Genomic DNA, 17129 nt, shown 5'->3' with positions numbered 1-17129 from the left:
GATGGAGCGAGAACCGAAGCGGCTCACCGATGTAGTCGCTGCCCATCGTGTATGGCTGGGGCTGCCGCCTGCGCGAGTCACGATTGATCTGCCACCGATCCTTTCACGCCCGCTCACTCTGCTTGCGGATATACTGGGGCATCCTGGCTGGCGATCCCCGCTACGGAGCACCGCCATGGAAATGATCGCGCGCAACGTGGCCGGTGATCCCCAAGAAGGAGAGATGCTGCTTGGACGGCCGCTGTCCACGCTAGGAGAGAGTTTGGCGCTGCATCCATCGGGCGCGCAAGACAGATGGCAAGCTCGGCTGTTCCTACTGTTACCCTTCATGGTCTCCGCTCTCGCCATTCTTGTTTCTGCTCTCCGGTGCGGTCAGCCTGATCAGACTCGATACTGCGGCGCGCGAACTAACCCAGGCAGGTTTGGGCACCGGCATTGCCCGGACGCTGGTGGTCAGTGGCGCTGTTGCGGATACTGCCTTAGCCGTCGCTCTGTTGTGGCGACGGTCGGCCAGTCGCGCCGCCATTGGCATGGCTGGACTTTCGCTCGGCTATCTTTTGCTCGGCAGCCTACTGCGCCCCGACTATTGGAGTGATCCGCTCGCACCGCTTGCCAAGATTCTGCCCATCATCATTCTGGCGCTGGTTGCTAGCATCACGCTGGAAGAGCGATGAGTGACACATTGATCCTGCTATTGCGCTGGGTCCACGTGCTCGGCGCTTGCACACTCATCGGCACGGGCGCAGGAATCGCCTTCTTCATGATGATGGCACACCGCACCGGTGATGCCTATGTCATAGCTCATGTTGCGCGGATCGTGGTGATCGCCGATTTCCTCTTCACCGCCAGCGCCGTCATCCTACAACCCGTTACTGGCGTGCTGCTCGCCATGGGGGTGGGCTGGCCTCTCACGACTCCGTGGATATTGGCATCGATCGCCCTGTATTTTCTGATCGGCATATGTTGGCTTCCTGTCGTCTGGATACAGATAAAACTCCGCGATCTGGCCAAGTACGCTGCGGAACATGGCGAGGCGCTGCCAAGCTCCTATCAACACCTCTATCGTATCTGGTTCGCGTGCGGCATTCCCGCGTTCAGCGCGATACTCGCAATCGTCTGGCTGATGCTGGCCCGACCCGCTTTATGATCACCCCGCCCATGGCGGGAGCAATGGCCCGCCCAGCAGCGGGTGGAGCCATGTGGCGAGCAGCCAGAGCGCCACGCCGCCGATCAGCGCGATCCAGCCGGGGAAGGCATCGCGCCAGGCCGCACGCCCGGTGACGAGCGCAGCGAAGGGCCAGAAGCTGGTCTTCGCACACCACGCCCGCCACGGCTCGCCGACCACCCGCAGCTTCTTTACGTCCTGTCCATGGGCTCCGATAAAGGCAAGGAAGCCGATGCCGAAGCCGATGACCAGCGAGCGATCGCTCGGCCAGACAAGGACATGGACCAGCGCCCAGAGGATGAAGCTCCACATCATGGGATGGCGAGTCATCGCGAAGACGCCCCGCGCCCGATCCGGCATTTTGGATGCGCCAGTGGGGTCCGGCAGAGCGGGATTGCCCAGCAGCGAACCGACGAGAAGGACACTCGCCACCAGCATGATACCCGCGGCGACCTTCCAAATGGAGAAGACGGGAACGGCGAGGAGGTTCGGCTCCATCGCCCGCGCCGCCCAGACCATCCAGCCCAGCGTGACGAACGACACCAGAGAATAGACGCCCAGAAAGGCCCGCTCGCCCAGACCCCGCACCAGCGCCGGGCGCAGCGGATGCGACATGAGCAAATGCGTGCCGACGAAGCTGCCGGTGGCAAGAACGAGAGAAGCAAGACCGGGCGACATGGCGGCTCCTGTGATGCGCCGACGCATAGTCGCACAGCCTCGCGCGGAAGGGAATCCCTCGCGGCGCGCCAGCCTCTGGCCATGATGCCGCAGCGCTGCCATGAGAACCGCCATGGCCATGCTTCCCGCCCTGCCCGCCGACCCCGCCGCACCGTTCGTGCTGCTGGACGATGCGCGCGCAGGCATGGCGGGCGAAGCGAGACTCTATCGCGACCCGATGGACATCATCCGCGCCGATACGCTGGACACGGTGCCTGCCGCACTAGATGCGCTGGATGCGGCGGGCAGGCGTGGCCTCCACGCGGCAGGCTATCTTACTTATGAGGCGGGTCATGCCCTCCAGCCCCGGCGCCTGAAAAGCGTGACGGCAAACGATGGCCCGCTGCTCTGGTTCGGACTATTCGAGGATGCGCACATCTTCCCGGCCGATTCAGTGCCGGCACTGCTGCCAGTTGCCGACCATGCGGGGATCGGCGCGATCACTCCTACGATCGGCCGCAGCGACTATGACGCGGCGATTGCCAAAGTGCTCGGCTATATTCGCGCGGGCGACATCTATCAGGCCAACCTCACTTTCCCTTCATATCTCGCCATGTCGGGCGACCCACTCGCTGCCTATGCCGCGATCCGTCGGCGCGCGGCGGCGGGCCATGGCGGCATCGTGCGCCATGACGGCCGGCACCTGCTGTCCTTCTCGCCAGAGCTGTTCTTCACGCTGGACGACGACCGACGGATCGCCACCCGGCCCATGAAAGGAACGGCGGCGCGCGACCCGAGCCCCGAGACGGATCGCGCGCTGGCCGAGGCGCTGGCACGCGACCCGAAGCAACGGGCCGAGAATCTCATGATCGTCGACCTGCTGCGCAACGACATCTCCCGTGTGGCCGACGCGGGCAGCGTGCATGTGCCGGAGCTCTTCGCGGTTGAGAGCTACCCGACGGTGCACCAGATGGTCTCGCAAGTGGAGGGCCGGCTGCGCGATGGCCTCGGCCCGGTCGACGTGTTGCGCGCCCTCTTCCCCTGCGGCTCCATCACCGGCGCGCCCAAGCTACGCGCGATGGAAGTCATCAGCGAAGTGGAGCGCCATCCGCGCGGCGTCTATACCGGGAGCATCGGCGCGATTTCTCCGGACGGAACCGCGCGCTTCAATGTTGCGATCCGCACGATTTGCGTGAATGAAGAAGGCGCGGGAACGATTGGTCTCGGGTCCGGAATCGTCGCGGATTCAAGGGCAGACGACGAATGGCGGGAGTGCCTGGCGAAGGGGCACTTCCTCGCCGAAAGCTGATTTTTAGGGGAAGGTCTGGAGTGAGCGGGGCACAGGGGCAGTTCGATCTTCTCGAAACCATGGCGTTCAACCCTATGGACGGCATACCCATGCTCGATCTGCACATCGCACGGATGCAGAAAAGCGCGCAGGCGCTGGGCTTTAATTTCGACCGGCATTCGCTTCGCAACGAGTTGCAGGCCGCGACATTCGCGCAGACCGAGCCGGGCAGGGTCCGCGTGCTGCTCGCCCGCGCCGGCGCCCTGGCGATCGAAATTCGTGCCCACCGCACCTGGCCGCAGGCCGTCATGCCTGTCAGCATCGTGCCCCGCCCGTCCGGCACGGAAGATGTGCGCCTGCATCACAAGACCACGGACCGCCGACCCTATAAGCAGGCCCTCAAAGCCGGCGGCACCTTCGAGGTGCTGATGACCGACAGCGAGGGCTACCTCACCGAGGGCTGCTTCTCGACCATCTTCGTGGAGCGGGGCGACCGGCTGGTGACGCCGCCGCTCTCGCGCGGCATCCTGCCCGGCGTGCTGCGCCAGAGCCTGATCAATGCAGGCGAGGCCATCGAGGGCGAGCTGCGTCCGCACGATCTGGAGAAAGGCTGCTTCATCGGCAATGCCGCGCGCGGGCTCGTTGCTGCAAATGTGGTGCCGAGGAAAAGATAGGGCGGGCGGGTTCCCCAGCAGGCCGACGCAACTTTCCGTCCTTTTCTCCTCCCATTTTGTTGAAAATGCTCTATGGACCGCCCCGCCGACGGGGCGCGTCGCCGTCCCTTCGTCTTTTTCCATTCTTCCTGACGGAGACTCCGATGCCCCGCACGTCCGCCGCCCTCGGCCGCATCCAGCCCAGCGCCACGCTGGCGATGACCGACCGCGTGATTGCCCTGAAACGCGAGGGCAAGGACATCATCGGCCTTTCCGCGGGCGAGCCGGACTTCGACACGCCCGACTTCGTGAAGGACGCCGCGATTGCCGCGATCCGCGCCGGGCAGACCAAGTACACCGCCGTCGATGGCACCGCAGAGGTGAAGGACGCGATCATCGCCAAGTTCAAGCGCGACAATGACCTGAGCTACGTGGCCAGCGAGATCAGCGTCAACGCGGGCGGCAAGCATACGCTCTTCAACGCCCTGATCGCCACGGTAGAGGCGGGCGATGAGGTCATCATTCCCGCGCCCTACTGGGTGAGCTATCCGGACATCGTGAACTTCGCGGGCGGCACGCCGGTGATCGTTTCTGCCGGTGCCGACCAGCTCTACAAGATCCTGCCCGAGCAGCTGGAAGCGGCGATCACGCCGAAGACGCGCTGGGTGCTGCTGAACTCGCCCTCCAACCCGACCGGCGCGGCTTATTCCGGCGAGGAACTGATGGCGCTGGGCGAAGTGCTTCGCCGCCATCCGCATGTGCTGATCCTCACCGACGACATGTACGAGCATGTCTGGTACGCGCCGACCCCGTTCAAGACGATCGCGCAGGTCTGCCCGGACCTCTACGAGCGCACGCTGACCGTGAACGGCGTCTCCAAGGCCTATTCAATGACCGGCTGGCGCATTGGTTATGCCGGAGGGCCGCAGTGGATCATCAAGGCAATGGCCAAGCTCCAGTCCCAGTCGACCTCCAACCCCTGCTCGATCAGCCAGGCGGCGGCAGCGGCGGCGCTGAACGGCGACCAGAGCTTCCTTGCCGAGCGCAACGCGGCCTTCAAGGCGCGGCGCGATCTGGTTGTGGCGATGCTGAACGACGCGCCGGGGCTGAACTGCCCGACGCCCGAGGGCGCCTTCTACGTCTATCCCGACGCCGCAGGTTGCATCGGCAAAAAGACGCCGGACGGCAAGACGATCGAGACCGACGAGGACTTGATCAGCTACTTCCTCGACAGCAAAGGCGTGGCGGCCGTGCATGGCGGCGCCTTCGGCCTCGCGCCGGCATTCCGCGTCTCTTATGCGACATCCGAAGAAGTGCTGAAGAAGGCTTGCACCCGCATTCAGGAAGCCTGCGCCGCGCTGATCTGAACGGCCTCGGGTGATGTAATCTGGGTTGGCATATGCCGAAGCCTGTCTGTCGATCGTCGAAAGCACTTTGACGCGCGATAGTCCGGGCTCTTCGGGATATCCCGCTATCACAGGTGCCCCTCAGCCGTTTTTCTGCCGTTCATCATGCCGGAGCTAAGCCAATGCGCATGCCCAACTTCCTGCGCAATCCCATCCTGCTGAGGGCCATTGCCGGCTTCATGGTCGGTCTGGCTGCCATGCTGGTCTTCCATCCCGCCACCGCACGGGCCGCGGAGAAAACGGTGCTGGCGCCCGCGCCGCTCGTCGACGCCGCGCCGACCCGCAAGCTGGAAACCGCGGTCTTCGCCGGTGGCTGCTTCTGGGGCGTGGAAGGCGTCTTCAGCCATGTGAAAGGCGTGAAGCTCGCCGTCTCCGGCTATACCGGCGGCACCACCACCACGAAGGTCAATTACGACTCGGTGGGATCGGGCCGCACGGGCCATGCCGAGGCAGTGCGTGTGACCTATGACCCGGCCCAAGTGAGCTACGGCCAGCTATTGCGCATCTTCTTCTCGGTAATCGCTGACCCGACCCAGCTCAACTATCAGGGGCCGGACCACGGCACGCAGTATCGCTCGGCGCTTTTCCCGCTCAATCCCGAGCAGGCGAAGGTAGCGAGCGCCTATCTCGCCCAGCTTGGTAAATCGGGCGTGTGGGGCGCGCCGATCGTGACGAAGATCGAGCGCTTCACCAAGTTCCACGACGCCGAAGGCTACCACCAGAACTTCATGGCCGTGAACCCGGACCACGCCTATATCCGGCGCTGGGACGCACCCAAGCTGGCGGCGTTCAAGGCAATGTTCCCGAGCCTCTATATGGCGGCGAACGCCGCCTGAATTCAGCGCAGCACGCCCCGCGCCTGCAGCCTGCGCGCATAGACATAGAGCGCGAGCGCGACGATCCAGAGCGTGACGGAAAACAGTGCGGTGCCAAACGTGCGGAAGCTCGGCGGCATGTCCGAGAGGACATATTGGTGCAGGGTCGTGCCGAAAATGCCGATCAGCGAGAGCGCGAAGCCTGTGACGGCCCAGCGGCTGCGCGCCAGAAGAAACAGCGATCCCGCCACGGCGCCCCAGACGCCGAGCGCCCATGCCGCGCTGGCCCAGAACGGAAAGCTCTCGACCCACGCCATCTCCACCGGGGTGAACATGGCGAGATAGGCCGCGCTGTGCAGCTTCGTCATCACATAGTCGGCCGCGCCAATGGCATTCCACAACAGGCTGGCGATGCCCACTGCCCAAAGATGCCAAGGCGTTCGGGCGGACCCCGTACCCGTCATGATGATCTCTCCTCCGCCAGTCTTGCGATGTATCGCGCACTAGCATCCCGCCACGCGGGATGCACGCCACGTTAAGCGCCCGGCGCCCAGTCCAGCGGCGCCAGCACGAACCCCGCGAAATCGAACCCCGGTGAGACCACGCAGGAGACAAGGCTCCATTCCCCAAGCGATTCGGCCGCCTGCCAGTGGCCGGGCGCCACGACATGCTGCGGCGCCTGACCGGCAAGCACGTCTCCGCCCAGAGTGACGCGCGAGACGGGTCCGTCCTCACCCGGCGCGGTGAGCAACGCGAGCGGACTGCCCGCATGCCAGAGCCAGATCTCCGCCGCGTCGACGGTGTGCCAGTGAGAGCGCTGCCCGGCCTCCAGCAGGAAATGGATCGCAGTGGCGTTCGCCCGGTCGCCCGGTGGCGATAGCGCCCGCCAGGTCTCGCGATACCAGCCGCCTTCAGGGTGCGGCGCAAGGCCAAGCGCCGCAATGAGATCGCGCGCGCTGCTGCCCTCTTTAACGGGCGGCATAGATACGCGGCCACTCCCATGCGCCCCGGCACACCGGCATGGCTCGCGCTTCCTCGAGCCGGAAACCTTCGCCATCCCAGCGATAGGACTCCGCCGTGCCGCAATCGCCCAACCCGCGCCCCTTGGCGAAGCTGGAGAGCATGCCCAGCCGGGGATTCCAGCGCGCATTGACGACAAGCGGCGGCGCGCCCGGCTCGCCGCTGAACCCCGGCATCGCGTCGAAGCGGGCAACGGCGAAGCTGCGCGCGCCGGGCGTGCCGCTCGCCACCAGCGGAACGAAGCTTACATTATAGGCGCCGGCATCGCAGGGCAGCAGCACGAGGCTATGGGCCGCATCGAGCGCATGCATTTCCAGCGGATAAGTGCTCGTCGTCGCGCCTTCGCACACGGCGAGACGGCGCGCGGCGCTCTCCTCCCCCGGATTGAGCGCAGGAACCGCGTTCTCCGCAGCCGGACCGGGACTGGTCGGAGCAGGCAGGGCCAGCGCGGCCGGCGCCACGCGCGCGGTCGCGGGATTGCCATTGCCGGTCGCGATCAGCGCGTCCCGTGCACCCACGCGCCCCTGCTGCTGATCCATGAACCGCAAGGCCGCAGGCAAGCCGTTAAGCGACGGCTGCACCAGCACCTGCTTGCGCTGCACGATCTCGAACGCGAAGCTGCTGCCCAGCAACTGCACGATCCGCACGGCCTCCGCGCCGGTGAGCGTCACGCCGTCAGGCAGGGTCTTAAGCTCCGCCTTGCGAACCTTGTCGACGACCAGTTCGATCTTTCCCTCAAGCGGGTCGGCCGCGATGAGCTGAAGCGTCACGGCTCCATCCGGACCGCCGGCGCGCGTGATGATGAGGAGAATCGCATAAGGCCGCGCCGCGCCTTCCGGTAGAAGCGCCACTGCGCTGCACGTGAGGCGATTGTCACACCCGACCGCCCAGTCCTCGAACGTCTCAGTGCGGCCCATGACCAGCGAGACCGAGGCCTTGCCGGCAGAGGGCGGGGGAGGCGTCTGCACCGAAAGGGCAACCGGATCTGGCAGAGGCGCCCGCGCCGCGAGCGGAACGACGCTGGTCGCGAGGGCGAAGCCGGAGATGAAACGTGCCAAATCAGAGACGAACCTGCCCATATCTGGGCCATAGATCAGTTACCCGAGCGCGGATAGAGTTATGCGCTGAATAATTGAACCGGCCGACGCAGGAGCACAATGATGAGGACTATAGGCGTAATCGGAGCGGGCCAAATGGGCGCGGGCATCGCGCAGGTCTCCGCGCAGGCAGGCTATCAGGTGCTGCTCCGCGACGTGGACATGGCCCGCGCGGAAGCGGGCAAGGCCGGCATCGCGAAACAACTCGCCCGCGCGGTGGAGAAGGAGAAGATCGAAGCGCAGGCCGCCGAGACTGCACTCGCCCGCATCACCCCGATCAGCGGGGCGGAGCCGTTCGCCAGCTGCGACATCGTGATCGAGGCGGCGACGGAGCGCGAGGAGATCAAGCGCGCGATCTTCGCCGAGGTAGGCAAGGTGCTCGGCCACAAGGCGATCCTCGCTTCCAATACCTCCTCCATCCCCATCACCCGGCTGGCGCAGGCGAGCCCGGATGCCGCGCGCTTTATCGGCGTACACTTCTTCAATCCGGTGCCGGTCATGGGCCTCATCGAGCTCATCCGTGGCCTCGCCACTGCGCCCGAGACAGTGAAGGCGGTGGAGAACTTCGCGAAGGCGCTCGGCAAGGACGTGGTCCACGCGTTCGATGCGCCGGGCTTCATCGTCAACCGCATCCTGATGCCGATGCTCAACGAGGCGATCTTTGCCCTTGGCGAAGGCGTCGCCAATGTCCGTGACATCGACACCGCGATCCGGCTGGGCCTCAACCACCCGATGGGGCCGCTGACGCTGGCCGACTTCGTAGGGCTCGACACTTGCCTGGAGATTTGCCGCGTGCTCTACGACACGACCGGCGACCCGAAATTCCGCCCCGCGCCTCTGCTCGTCAAATATGTCGAGGCGGGCTGGTATGGCCGCAAGACCGGCAAGGGCTTCTACGATTATTCAGGCGACGAGCCCGTGCCGACGCGGTGAGAGTGCTCGCCGGGCCCGCGAAAGGTTCTAAAGGTTACACCTCTTGGAGCAAAAAAATTCCGCCCGGCTTCGGCCGTCCGACGCTGAGAAAGAGGGGCGGCCCGTGGCTGCCCCTCAATGCTTTGCCATGACGCTCAGACTGTAGGACAGCCGTCTCGTGCCGAACAAGCGGGATCCCGGATCAAGTCCGGGATGACGAAGGGCAAGAGTCGCCACCGCCCAAGCGCTTAGGGCCGGTCGGCCCTCAGGCGTGGGCGCGCACCCGGTTCGCCACCAGATCATCGACGACAGCGGGATCGGCGAGAGTGGAGGTGTCACCCAGGGCATCGACCTGATCCTCGGCGATCTTGCGCAGGATGCGCCGCATGATCTTGCCCGAGCGAGTCTTGGGGAGGCCCGGCGCGAACTGAATGACATCCGGCGTCGCGATCGGCCCAATCTCGGTGCGCACCCACTTCACCAGCTCGGCGCGAAGCGCTTCGTCACCCGTCTCGCCCGCATTGAGCGTGACATAGGCGTAGATGCCCTGCCCCTTGATGTCGTGCGGCATGCCCACGACGGCAGCTTCAGCAACCTTGGCATGAGCGACGAGCGCGCTCTCTACCTCGGCTGTGCCCATGCGGTGGCCCGACACGTTGATGACATCATCGACTCGGCCCGTGATCCAGTAATAGCCGTCCTCATCCCGCCGGCAGCCGTCTCCAGTGAAATATTTGCCCGGATAGGTGGTGAAGTAGGTCTGGAAGAAACGATCCTGATCGCCATGGACCGTGCGCATCTGCCCCGGCCAGCTGCGCGCGATGCACAGATTGCCTTCGGTCGCGCCGTCCAGCGACTTGCCCTCGGCATCGACGATGACCGGCTCCACGCCGAAGAAGGGGAATGAGGCCGAGCCCGGCTTCAGATCATGTGCGCCGGGCAGCGGCGTGATCATCGCGCCGCCGGTCTCGGTCTGCCACCAGGTATCGACGATGGGGCAGCGGCCGCCACCCACGACGTTATAATACCATTCCCATGCCTCGGGATTGATCGGCTCGCCCACCGAGCCGAGCAGGCGGAGCGAGGCGCGGCTGGTGCGGTTCACCCAGTCGTCGCCCTCGCGCATCAGCGCGCGGATCGCCGTGGGGGCGCCGTAGAAGATGTTGACGCCGAGCTTGTCGACGATCTGCCAGAAGCGGCTGTGATCGGGGAAATTGGGGACGCCCTCGAACATCACGGTGGTCGCGCCATTGGCGAGCGGCCCGTAGACGACATAGCTGTGCCCAGTGACCCAGCCGATGTCCGCTGCGCACCAGTAAATCTCGCCGGGGCGATAATCGAAGACGTAATGATGCGTCATCGCGGCCCAGAGCAGATAGCCGCCGGTGGTGTGGAGCACGCCCTTGGGCTTACCCGTTGAGCCGGACGTATAGAGGATGAAGAGCGGATCTTCCGCGCCCATCGGCTCAGGCTCGCAATGGGCGGGCGCGCTCTCGCGCAGGTCATGATACCAGTGATCGCGCCCGTCCCGCATCGTCACGTCACCACCGGTGCGCCGCACGACGAGCACCGAGCGGACGGAAGTGCAGTGGCCAAGCGCGGCATCGACATTGGCCTTGAGCGGCACCTTGCGGCCACCGCGCAGCCCTTCGTCGGCCGTGATGACCAGCGTGCTGTCGCAATCCTGGATGCGGCCCGCCAGCGCTTCCGGTGAGAAGCCGCCGAACACGATGGAGTGAATGGCACCGATCCGCGCGCAGGCGAGCATCGCCATCGCCGCCTCGGGAATCATCGGCATGTAGAGCGTGACGCGATCGCCCTTGGTGATGCCCAGCCCCTTCAGCACGTTGGCGAAGCGGCACACCTCGGCATGGAGTTCCACGTAAGTGATGGTGCGCGATTCGCCGGGCGTATCGCCTTCCCAGAGGATCGCGGGCGTATCGCCATGGCTGGCGAGATGCCGGTCAAGGCAGTTGGCCGAGACGTTGAGCGTGCCATCCGCGAACCAGCGGATACCGAAATCGGCCTCGTTGAACGATGTGACCTGCACTTGTGAGAATGGCGTGATCCACTCGAGACGCTTTGCCTCCTCCCGCCAGAACCCGTCCGGATCGTTCAGCGAGCGCGCATATTTCTCCTGATAGCGCGCCGCATCGACATAGGCGCGATCACGCCAGCTTTCAGGGACCGGATGAACCATATCGGGCATTCACTCTCTCCAGACTCGGACGTGGCGCTCACACTAGCGCGCGATTGCGATAATTGCATCCGTAGCGTCTGATCCACTGACGTGGATAGCGGCACCAGCCCACTCCCCCACCCGACCACCCAACAGGATAATGCCATGGGTGGTCGGGTGGGGGAGCGGGCTGGAACCGAAACGATTCAGCTCGGCTGAATCGAGCATCACACCCGGTAGCGATGCAACCCCGCGCCCTCCCGCCGGAGCCAGGCGCGCGCCGCTTCCGGGTCCGCCGGGCTGATCGCCTTCACCAGCGCACGAAAGGCGGGGCCATGATGCATGTGGACGAGATGCGCGACTTCATGCGCGACCGTGGCGAGGCGGACATGCTCCGGCGCGAGGATGAGGCGCCAGCTGTAGCGAATAGCGCCGCTCGACGCGCAGCTCCCCCAGCGGCTGCGCGGATCGCCGATGCTCACCGAACGCAGCGGGAGACCGTGAGCGCTCGCCAGTGCAACGGTCTCGGCTTCCAGCATATGGCGGGCATGGGCTTTCAGCCAGCGCAGGACGCGTTCGCCGACCCGATCGGCAGGCCCGCCGACATGGAGGACATCGCCCTCCAGCCGGGGCGTGCGGGGCGCGGCTGCGCTCCAGCGAATCGCGGTCGGCTGTCCCTCGACAGGAATCACTGCGCCATCGGAAAAGCGCACGCCATCGGGCGCGACGCGGCGCTGAGAAGCGATCCACGCCTGCTGAGCGGAGGCCCAGGCGAGCGCGGGACGGATCGGCGCGCGCGGCGGCAATGTGAGCTTCAGTGCCCCGGCGACAGGATCGTAGCGCAGGCGCATCCGGCGTGCGCGCGCATGACGCAGGATAGTGAGGGGGACCGCTTCCCCAGCGACAAGAACATGATGCTCAGAGCGCGCGGTCGACAATATGATGCTCCAGATCGTCCCCGGCGACAGCCTCCGAGACGGTCCACCCCCGCACTGACTGGCCGGCGCGGTGGACGGCCTCGCGGTCGCCGCAGACGAGATAATGCCAGTCCGGCAAGGGCCGACCCTCCGCGCGGAGGCGATAGGCGCAAGTGAGCGGCAGCCAGGGAATGTCCCGCACATTGTCGCTTGTCAGCCGCACACAGTCCGGCACGAAACGGCGGCGGTGCTTGTAGTCGGCGCACTGCGCGCTCTGCCGATCGAGCAGGCGACAGGCCACATTGGTTGGATAGATGCGGCCGGTGTCGGCATCCTCCACCTTGTGCAGGCAGCATTTGCCGCAACCGTCGCACAGGGCTTCCCACTGGCCGCGATCTAGCGTTTCGAGTGGCGCTTCCCAGAAGTTTGGCGGGCCGGTCACTTGACCCATTTGGCGAGAAACGCCTCCACCGCCTGCGGCACACCGTCATCCTGCGGTGTCCCCGGATCGTCCACCGGCACGAGCGCGATCGGCTTGCCGTCCGGCCCGAAGAGATAAGGTATGCGGCTGTGACTGACGAGATAGTCCTTCGTTGCTTTCTCGTCGCCTTCCTTGGCGGAGACGACCGCGAAATCCTGCTTCACCTTCTCGATCTGCGCGTCCGTGCCGGTGAGGCCGATCAGCTTCGGATGGAAGGCCGCGACATAGGGCTTGATGACGGCAGGCGTATCCCGCTCCGGATCGACACTGATGAAGATGGGCTGGATCTTCGCCGCCTTGTCCGGCGTGGCTTTCTCGAACGCGCGATAACCCGCCATGATCTTCTGAAGATCGACGGGGCAGACATCCGGGCAATAGGTGTAGCCGAAATAGACGAGGCGGTATTTGCCGGCATAATCGCTCCAGCGAGCGGGCTTGCCGTCCTGATCGACCAGCGTGAAATCGCCGCCGATCCGCGCACCGGCAAGCTCTCCGGCCGCAGACCCGCCGCTTTCGCCGCCTCCTCCGTTACCGGGCTGGCAGGCGGTCAGGGCCGCGATGATGGGAAGAAGGGCGAGGGGGGAGCGCGCAATGTTCATGGCGCCGCTAGCCATGCCCTGCTAAGGCGGCTTTGACAACCAAGCAGCCCAGCCAAGGTCATGCTATCGCTGCCCAGGGAGACATGAAGTGCCTGCCCGATCAATCTCTTGCCTTTCCTCGTCCATCCTCCGTCGGTTCGCGCCGGCCCTCGCCGTGCTCGCGATTGCCGCGCCCGCCGCAGCGCAGTTCTCCGAAAGCTACAAGTTTCTCGAAGCCGTGCGGAAAGGCGACGGCACTGCCGTGACGACTGCGGTGGAGCAACCGGGCGTGACGCCCATCAACACCCGCGACCGGACGAGCGGCGAGACGGCGCTGCTCATCACGATCGGCCGCAAGGACATGACCTGGAGCAACTATCTGCTCGCGCACGGCGCGCGCGTCGATCTCGCCGATAATCAGGGCCGCACGCCGCTGATGCTGGCCGTGGAAAGGCGCTTCCCGGAGGGTGTGGAACTGCTGCTCTCGAAAAAGGCGAATCCTAATCAGGCGAACAGCCGGGGCGAGACGCCCCTGATCCGCGCGGTGCAGATGCAGGACGTCGGCATGGTTCGCCTCCTGATCGAAAAGGGCGCCGATCCCAAGAAGCGCGATACGCTCGCCGGCATGTCGGCACTGGACTACGCGCAGCGCGACGCACGTGTGCCGGGCCTCCTTGAAGCGCTTAACGCGCCCACCAAGGCGGCCACGACGAGCAAGCCAATGCAGGGGCCGAGTCTCTAAAGCTGCCCCCGCTCACGCCAGGGCGAGGGAAAGTTGGCTGGGCGCCGGATCGTTGGCGGCGTTCTCACGGTCCTCGCCCGGCAGGTTCGAGAAGCCAAGGCCCAGCAGGCGCGCGCCCATGGGCAAAGGCAACTGCGCGCGCAGGAGTGCGCGGGCAGTCTCCATAAGGTCGGTTTCGCTATCCAGAGCCGCAGGCAGCGTCCTTGAGCGCGTGAGAATGCGGAAATCGCCGAGCTTGATCTTGAGCGTGATCGTGCGCCCGACGGCGTGACTGGCGAGCGCACGGCTCCACAGCCGCTGCGCGATCCGGTCCAGCTCGGTGACGAGCGCCCGCTCCTCCCCGATGTCGCTCCCGAACGTATCCTCCACGCTAATGGACTTGCGCTCCCAGCGCTCCCGCACGGGGCGATCGTCGCGACCGCGCGCAGCATCGTGGAAGAACTGCGCCGACCGACCGAAGTGCCGCTCCAGCGCCGCAAGCGGCCAGGCGGAGAGGTCCGCGCCCGTCTCGATGCCCAGCGCGGCAAGCCGCCGGGTCGTCACTGGCCCCACGCCGGGAATACGGCGCACCGGCATGGCCGCCATGAAGGCCTCCGCTTCTTCCGGCCGGACGAGGCACAGCCCATCCGGCTTGTTCTGATCCGAAGCGAGCTTGGCGAGCAGCTTGTTGCAGGACACGCCCGCCGACGCAGTGAGGCCGGTCTCCTCCCGGATGAGGCGGCGAATCTCCTGCGCGATATAAGTGGCCGAGCTGATGCCGAGCTTATTGCGCGTGACATCGAGATAAGCCTCGTCCAGCGAGAGCGGCTGGATGACGTCGGTGAACCGCTCGAAGATAGCGCGCACCTGCGCAGAGACGGCCCGGTAAGCATCGAACCGTCCGGAAACGAAGATGAGGTCCGGGCACAGCCGCCGTGCCTGCCCGCCCGGCATGGCCGAGCGCACGCCAAACACTCGCGCCTCATAGCTGGCTGCGGCCACGACACCGCGCGGCCCGCCTCCTCCTACGGCAACGGGCAGCCCACGAAGTGCGGGATTGTCGCGCTGTTCGACTGACGCGAAGAAGGCATCCATGTCCACATGGATGATCTTGCGCGATGTAGAGAGAAGCGCGTCCATGGCGCCATAATGCCACCGGATGACCTGGAACGAAAGAGGAACAATTGTGCGCTCGCCGTATCCGCCTGAGCGCTATCTTACATGTGGGTCCGGCCCTCGCGTTAACCGATATTACAGGTCAGGCGCGTGCGGCGCGTGCCCTCTCGTCCCGATTGTTCGCGAAGCGCGAAAAGGCCTGCGAGACGAAGCCGAAGGCAAAGGCGGGAACGACAACAAAGAGGAAAATGAACGGAATGACGAGCACGAACAGCGCGGCCATAGCGAGGATCACGAGCCTCTTGCCGCGGAAGCGCGAACGACCCATCCAGTCGAGCAGACGTTGCGAAAGAGTGAGCATGAGAGTTACCTCCGCCTCCCGTCTATTATGGTTTATTAACGATAATCAATTGTGAATATTGCAACGCAGCAAGACTTTAGCACAGCTCGTCGCTTATCGGTGCGTTGGACAGACGGACATCCCGCTTGTCATTTCGACCAGTTACGCGCAGAGGCAGGCCGATCCGGACCAGCGCGGCTCCGCGCGGCTCCGCTTCCTTTCGCCAACGCAACCAAATGCGAGAGACTATCATGACGGTCCGCACGCGCATCATCCCCTGCCTGGACGTGGCGGACGGTCGGGTCGTCAAAGGGGTCAACTTCGTCGATCTTCAGGATGCCGGCGACCCGGTGGCGCAGGCCGCAGTCTATGACGCTGCAGGGGCCGACGAGCTGTGCTTTCTCGACATCTCCGCCAGCCATGAGGGACGCGGCACGCTGCTGGACATGGTCGCGCGCACGGCGGAGGTCTGCTTCATGCCGCTGACCGTAGGCGGCGGCGTCCGATCAGCCGAAGATGCCCGCGCGCTGTTGCTCGCCGGCGCGGACAAGGTGGCGGTGAACAGCGCCGCCGTCTCCCGCCCGCAGGTGATCGCCGAGATCGCCGACCGCTTCGGCAGCCAGTGCATCACCGCCTCGGTCGACGCGCGGCGAGTGGGCGAAGAACGCTGGGAGATCTTCACCCATGGCGGCCGTCGCCCGACCGGCATCGACGCGATCGCCCATGCCGAGCGGATGGCGACGCTGGGCGCAGGGGAGCTTCTCGTGACCTCCATGGATGGGGACGGGACGAAGGCCGGCTATGATCTGGCGCTGACCCGCGCCATCGCCGACCGGGTGGACGTGCCTGTCGTCGCGAGCGGCGGCGTGGGCACGCTCCAGCATCTGGTGGACGGCGTGATCCAGGGCCATGCCAGCGCGGTGCTGGCGGCGTCCATCTTCCATTTCGGCCAGTACAGCGTGGCGCAGGCGCGCGCGGCGCTGGCTGTCGCGGGCATTGCAGTCCGCGCGGTTTGAGGCGATGACGAACGCCATGGAGAGCCTCACCCGCCTGGAAGCCACGATCCGCGCCCGCCGCGGCGCCGACCCCGCGACATCCTATGTGGCCAGCCTCTTCGCGAAGGGCCGGCCCAAGATCGCGCAAAAGCTGGGCGAGGAAGCGGTGGAAACCGTCATTGCGGCGATGTGCGATGATCGGAAGGAACTGACCAAGGAAGCCGCCGACCTCCTCTTCCACCTTATGGTGCTGCTCGCCGACTGCGATCTCTCGCTTGAGGATGTGTGCGCGGAACTGGACCGGCGGGAGGGACTTTCCGGACTGGAAGAAAAGGCCCGCCGGCCAAAGGAGCAGGACTGATGCCGATCGACGCGACCCAGCCCTATGACGACAGCAACGTCTTCGCGAAGATCCTGCGCGGCGAGATCCCCAGCCGGACCGTCTATGAGGACGACTTCGCCCTCGCCTTCCACGACATCGCGCCGCAGGCGCCCACGCATATCCTGGTGATCCCCAAGGGCGCCTATGTGAGCTGGGACGACTTCGCCGCCAAGGCAGGCGACGCGGAGATCGCCGGCTTCGTCCGCGCCGTGGGCCATGTTGCGCGGGCCGCGGGGCTCGTCGAGCCGGGCTACCGGCTGCTCGCCAATATCGGCGGCCATGGCCATCAGGAAGTGCCGCACCTCCATGTCCATATCTTCGCCGGCCGGCCGCTCGGCCCGATGCTGGCGGGCTGACAGGAAAGTGCCGGGCGGCGCAAGCTTCTTGCGCGGAACGATTTAGGGGCT

General features: G+C 65.5%; 21 protein-coding genes. 11 read left to right on the top strand and 10 right to left on the bottom strand.

Translation table 11 applies throughout. The features are described 5' to 3' along the window. Window positions 1–350 precede the first annotated feature (350 nt). Together ACNAOH_RS09545 and ACNAOH_RS09540 are read left to right on the top strand one after the other, a co-directional pair. Entirely contained in the window at window positions 351–674 is a 324-nt protein-coding gene (locus ACNAOH_RS09545) for a DoxX-like family protein (protein ID WP_443969956.1), read from the top strand. Then, entirely contained in the window at window positions 671–1147 is a 477-nt protein-coding gene (locus ACNAOH_RS09540) for a DUF2269 family protein (protein WP_443969955.1), read from the top strand. Before ACNAOH_RS09545 ends, ACNAOH_RS09540 begins: the two co-directional genes overlap by 4 nt. On the opposite strand, the gene ACNAOH_RS09535 is transcribed toward ACNAOH_RS09540, so the two are convergent. Next, window positions 1148–1843 (bottom strand): NnrU family protein, encoded by a 696-nt coding sequence (locus ACNAOH_RS09535; protein WP_443969954.1) that lies wholly within the window; start codon window positions 1841–1843, stop codon window positions 1148–1150. A 112-nt stretch (window positions 1844–1955) separates the two neighbouring features. Here ACNAOH_RS09535 and pabB point away from each other — a divergent pair, with 112 nt between their 5' ends. The 4 genes from pabB (at window position 1956) to msrA (ending at window position 6005) form a co-directional block, all read left to right on the top strand. Then, complete coding sequence (pabB, locus tag ACNAOH_RS09530; RefSeq protein WP_443969953.1) at window positions 1956–3131, top strand: aminodeoxychorismate synthase component I; 1176 nt, start codon at window positions 1956–1958, stop codon at window positions 3129–3131. A gap of 20 nt (window positions 3132–3151) precedes the next feature. Next, entirely contained in the window at window positions 3152–3784 is a 633-nt protein-coding gene (locus tag ACNAOH_RS09525; RefSeq protein ID WP_443969952.1) for an aminotransferase class IV, read from the top strand. 143 nt (window positions 3785–3927) lie between these two features. Next, the gene (locus ACNAOH_RS09520; protein ID WP_443969951.1) at window positions 3928–5130 is read left to right on the top strand and encodes a pyridoxal phosphate-dependent aminotransferase; all 1203 of its coding nucleotides are present in this window, start codon (window positions 3928–3930) and stop codon (window positions 5128–5130) included. A gap of 167 nt (window positions 5131–5297) precedes the next feature. Then, entirely contained in the window at window positions 5298–6005 is a 708-nt protein-coding gene (msrA, locus tag ACNAOH_RS09515) for a peptide-methionine (S)-S-oxide reductase MsrA (RefSeq protein WP_443972099.1), read from the top strand. A gap of 2 nt (window positions 6006–6007) precedes the next feature. Here msrA and ACNAOH_RS09510 read toward each other — a convergent pair whose 3' ends face one another. From ACNAOH_RS09510 to ACNAOH_RS09500, 3 genes are all read right to left on the bottom strand, one after another. After that, window positions 6008–6448, bottom strand: a complete 441-nt coding sequence (locus ACNAOH_RS09510) for a hypothetical protein (RefSeq protein ID WP_443969950.1) — start codon at window positions 6446–6448, stop codon at window positions 6008–6010. A 71-nt stretch (window positions 6449–6519) separates the two neighbouring features. Then, entirely contained in the window at window positions 6520–6966 is a 447-nt protein-coding gene (locus ACNAOH_RS09505; protein WP_443969949.1) for a cupin domain-containing protein, read from the bottom strand. Continuing rightward, window positions 6953–8062, bottom strand: a complete 1110-nt coding sequence (locus tag ACNAOH_RS09500; RefSeq protein WP_443969948.1) for a DUF1176 domain-containing protein — start codon at window positions 8060–8062, stop codon at window positions 6953–6955. The genes ACNAOH_RS09505 and ACNAOH_RS09500 overlap by 14 nt, the downstream gene beginning before the upstream one ends. A gap of 102 nt (window positions 8063–8164) precedes the next feature. On the opposite strand from ACNAOH_RS09500, the gene ACNAOH_RS09495 reads away from it, so the two are divergent. Then, the gene (locus ACNAOH_RS09495) at window positions 8165–9034 is read left to right on the top strand and encodes a 3-hydroxybutyryl-CoA dehydrogenase (protein ID WP_443972098.1); all 870 of its coding nucleotides are present in this window, start codon (window positions 8165–8167) and stop codon (window positions 9032–9034) included. Between the two features lie 244 nt (window positions 9035–9278). Here the strand turns inward: ACNAOH_RS09495 and acs are convergent, their stop codons facing one another. From acs to ACNAOH_RS09475, 4 genes are all read right to left on the bottom strand, one after another. Then, window positions 9279–11222, bottom strand: coding sequence for an acetate--CoA ligase (gene acs / locus ACNAOH_RS09490; protein WP_443969947.1), 1944 nt, complete (start codon window positions 11220–11222; stop codon window positions 9279–9281). A 197-nt stretch (window positions 11223–11419) separates the two neighbouring features. After that, window positions 11420–12130, bottom strand: coding sequence for a M48 family metallopeptidase (locus ACNAOH_RS09485; protein ID WP_443969946.1), 711 nt, complete (start codon window positions 12128–12130; stop codon window positions 11420–11422). Further along, window positions 12111–12560, bottom strand: coding sequence for a YcgN family cysteine cluster protein (locus ACNAOH_RS09480; protein WP_443969945.1), 450 nt, complete (start codon window positions 12558–12560; stop codon window positions 12111–12113). Before ACNAOH_RS09480 ends, ACNAOH_RS09485 begins: the two co-directional genes overlap by 20 nt. Beyond that, entirely contained in the window at window positions 12548–13204 is a 657-nt protein-coding gene (locus ACNAOH_RS09475) for an SCO family protein (protein WP_443969944.1), read from the bottom strand. Before ACNAOH_RS09475 ends, ACNAOH_RS09480 begins: the two co-directional genes overlap by 13 nt. A gap of 73 nt (window positions 13205–13277) precedes the next feature. Between ACNAOH_RS09475 and ACNAOH_RS09470 the strand changes: the two genes are divergently transcribed. Next, complete coding sequence (locus ACNAOH_RS09470; protein WP_443969943.1) at window positions 13278–13910, top strand: ankyrin repeat domain-containing protein; 633 nt, start codon at window positions 13278–13280, stop codon at window positions 13908–13910. Between the two features lie 12 nt (window positions 13911–13922). On the opposite strand, the gene dinB is transcribed toward ACNAOH_RS09470, so the two are convergent. Both dinB and ACNAOH_RS09460 read right to left on the bottom strand, forming a co-directional pair. After that, window positions 13923–15029, bottom strand: coding sequence for a DNA polymerase IV (dinB, locus tag ACNAOH_RS09465; protein ID WP_443969942.1), 1107 nt, complete (start codon window positions 15027–15029; stop codon window positions 13923–13925). A 118-nt stretch (window positions 15030–15147) separates the two neighbouring features. Next, on the bottom strand, window positions 15148–15366 hold the full coding sequence (locus tag ACNAOH_RS09460; RefSeq protein ID WP_443969941.1) for a hypothetical protein: 219 nt from the start codon (window positions 15364–15366) through the stop codon (window positions 15148–15150). A gap of 230 nt (window positions 15367–15596) precedes the next feature. Between ACNAOH_RS09460 and hisF the strand changes: the two genes are divergently transcribed. The 3 genes from hisF to ACNAOH_RS09445 are packed head-to-tail and all read left to right on the top strand — an operon-like array spanning window position 15597 to window position 17078. Further along, a complete protein-coding gene (gene hisF, locus ACNAOH_RS09455; protein ID WP_443969940.1) occupies window positions 15597–16361 on the top strand; it encodes an imidazole glycerol phosphate synthase subunit HisF in 765 nt (254 codons plus the stop codon). A 4-nt stretch (window positions 16362–16365) separates the two neighbouring features. Further along, the gene (locus ACNAOH_RS09450; RefSeq protein ID WP_443969939.1) at window positions 16366–16701 is read left to right on the top strand and encodes a phosphoribosyl-ATP diphosphatase; all 336 of its coding nucleotides are present in this window, start codon (window positions 16366–16368) and stop codon (window positions 16699–16701) included. Next, window positions 16701–17078 (top strand): histidine triad nucleotide-binding protein, encoded by a 378-nt coding sequence (locus tag ACNAOH_RS09445; RefSeq protein WP_443969938.1) that lies wholly within the window; start codon window positions 16701–16703, stop codon window positions 17076–17078. The genes ACNAOH_RS09450 and ACNAOH_RS09445 overlap by 1 nt, the downstream gene beginning before the upstream one ends. Window positions 17079–17129 lie beyond the last annotated feature (51 nt).

The organism is Sphingobium sp. CR28, from assembly GCF_052327305.1.
GTDB lineage: Bacteria > Pseudomonadota > Alphaproteobacteria > Sphingomonadales > Sphingomonadaceae > Sphingobium.
Note: the sequence above shows the minus strand (reverse complement) of the source record. Positions and strands in the feature narration are given on the sequence as shown.

Excerpts from the sequence above, each read along its gene's own strand:
- ACNAOH_RS09520 (WP_443969951.1), top strand. The coding sequence starts at position 3,928 with ATGCCCCGCACGTCCGCCGCCCTCGGCCGCATCCAGCCCAGCGCCACG.
- ACNAOH_RS09460 (WP_443969941.1), bottom strand. The coding sequence starts at position 15,366 with ATGCTCACTCTTTCGCAACGTCTGCTCGACTGGATGGGTCGTTCGCGC.
- hisF (WP_443969940.1), top strand. The coding sequence starts at position 15,597 with ATGACGGTCCGCACGCGCATCATCCCCTGCCTGGACGTGGCGGACGGT.
- ACNAOH_RS09510 (WP_443969950.1), bottom strand. The coding sequence starts at position 6,448 with ATGACGGGTACGGGGTCCGCCCGAACGCCTTGGCATCTTTGGGCAGTG.
- ACNAOH_RS09505 (WP_443969949.1), bottom strand. The coding sequence starts at position 6,966 with ATGCCGCCCGTTAAAGAGGGCAGCAGCGCGCGCGATCTCATTGCGGCG.
- dinB (WP_443969942.1), bottom strand. The coding sequence starts at position 15,029 with ATGGACGCGCTTCTCTCTACATCGCGCAAGATCATCCATGTGGACATG.
- ACNAOH_RS09540 (WP_443969955.1), top strand. The coding sequence starts at position 671 with ATGAGTGACACATTGATCCTGCTATTGCGCTGGGTCCACGTGCTCGGC.
- msrA (WP_443972099.1), top strand. The coding sequence starts at position 5,298 with ATGCCCAACTTCCTGCGCAATCCCATCCTGCTGAGGGCCATTGCCGGC.
- ACNAOH_RS09495 (WP_443972098.1), top strand. The coding sequence starts at position 8,165 with ATGAGGACTATAGGCGTAATCGGAGCGGGCCAAATGGGCGCGGGCATC.
- ACNAOH_RS09480 (WP_443969945.1), bottom strand. The coding sequence starts at position 12,560 with ATGGGTCAAGTGACCGGCCCGCCAAACTTCTGGGAAGCGCCACTCGAA.
- ACNAOH_RS09450 (WP_443969939.1), top strand. The coding sequence starts at position 16,366 with ATGACGAACGCCATGGAGAGCCTCACCCGCCTGGAAGCCACGATCCGC.
- acs (WP_443969947.1), bottom strand. The coding sequence starts at position 11,222 with ATGCCCGATATGGTTCATCCGGTCCCTGAAAGCTGGCGTGATCGCGCC.
- ACNAOH_RS09535 (WP_443969954.1), bottom strand. The coding sequence starts at position 1,843 with ATGTCGCCCGGTCTTGCTTCTCTCGTTCTTGCCACCGGCAGCTTCGTC.
- pabB (WP_443969953.1), top strand. The coding sequence starts at position 1,956 with ATGGCCATGCTTCCCGCCCTGCCCGCCGACCCCGCCGCACCGTTCGTG.
- ACNAOH_RS09475 (WP_443969944.1), bottom strand. The coding sequence starts at position 13,204 with ATGGCTAGCGGCGCCATGAACATTGCGCGCTCCCCCCTCGCCCTTCTT.
- ACNAOH_RS09445 (WP_443969938.1), top strand. The coding sequence starts at position 16,701 with ATGCCGATCGACGCGACCCAGCCCTATGACGACAGCAACGTCTTCGCG.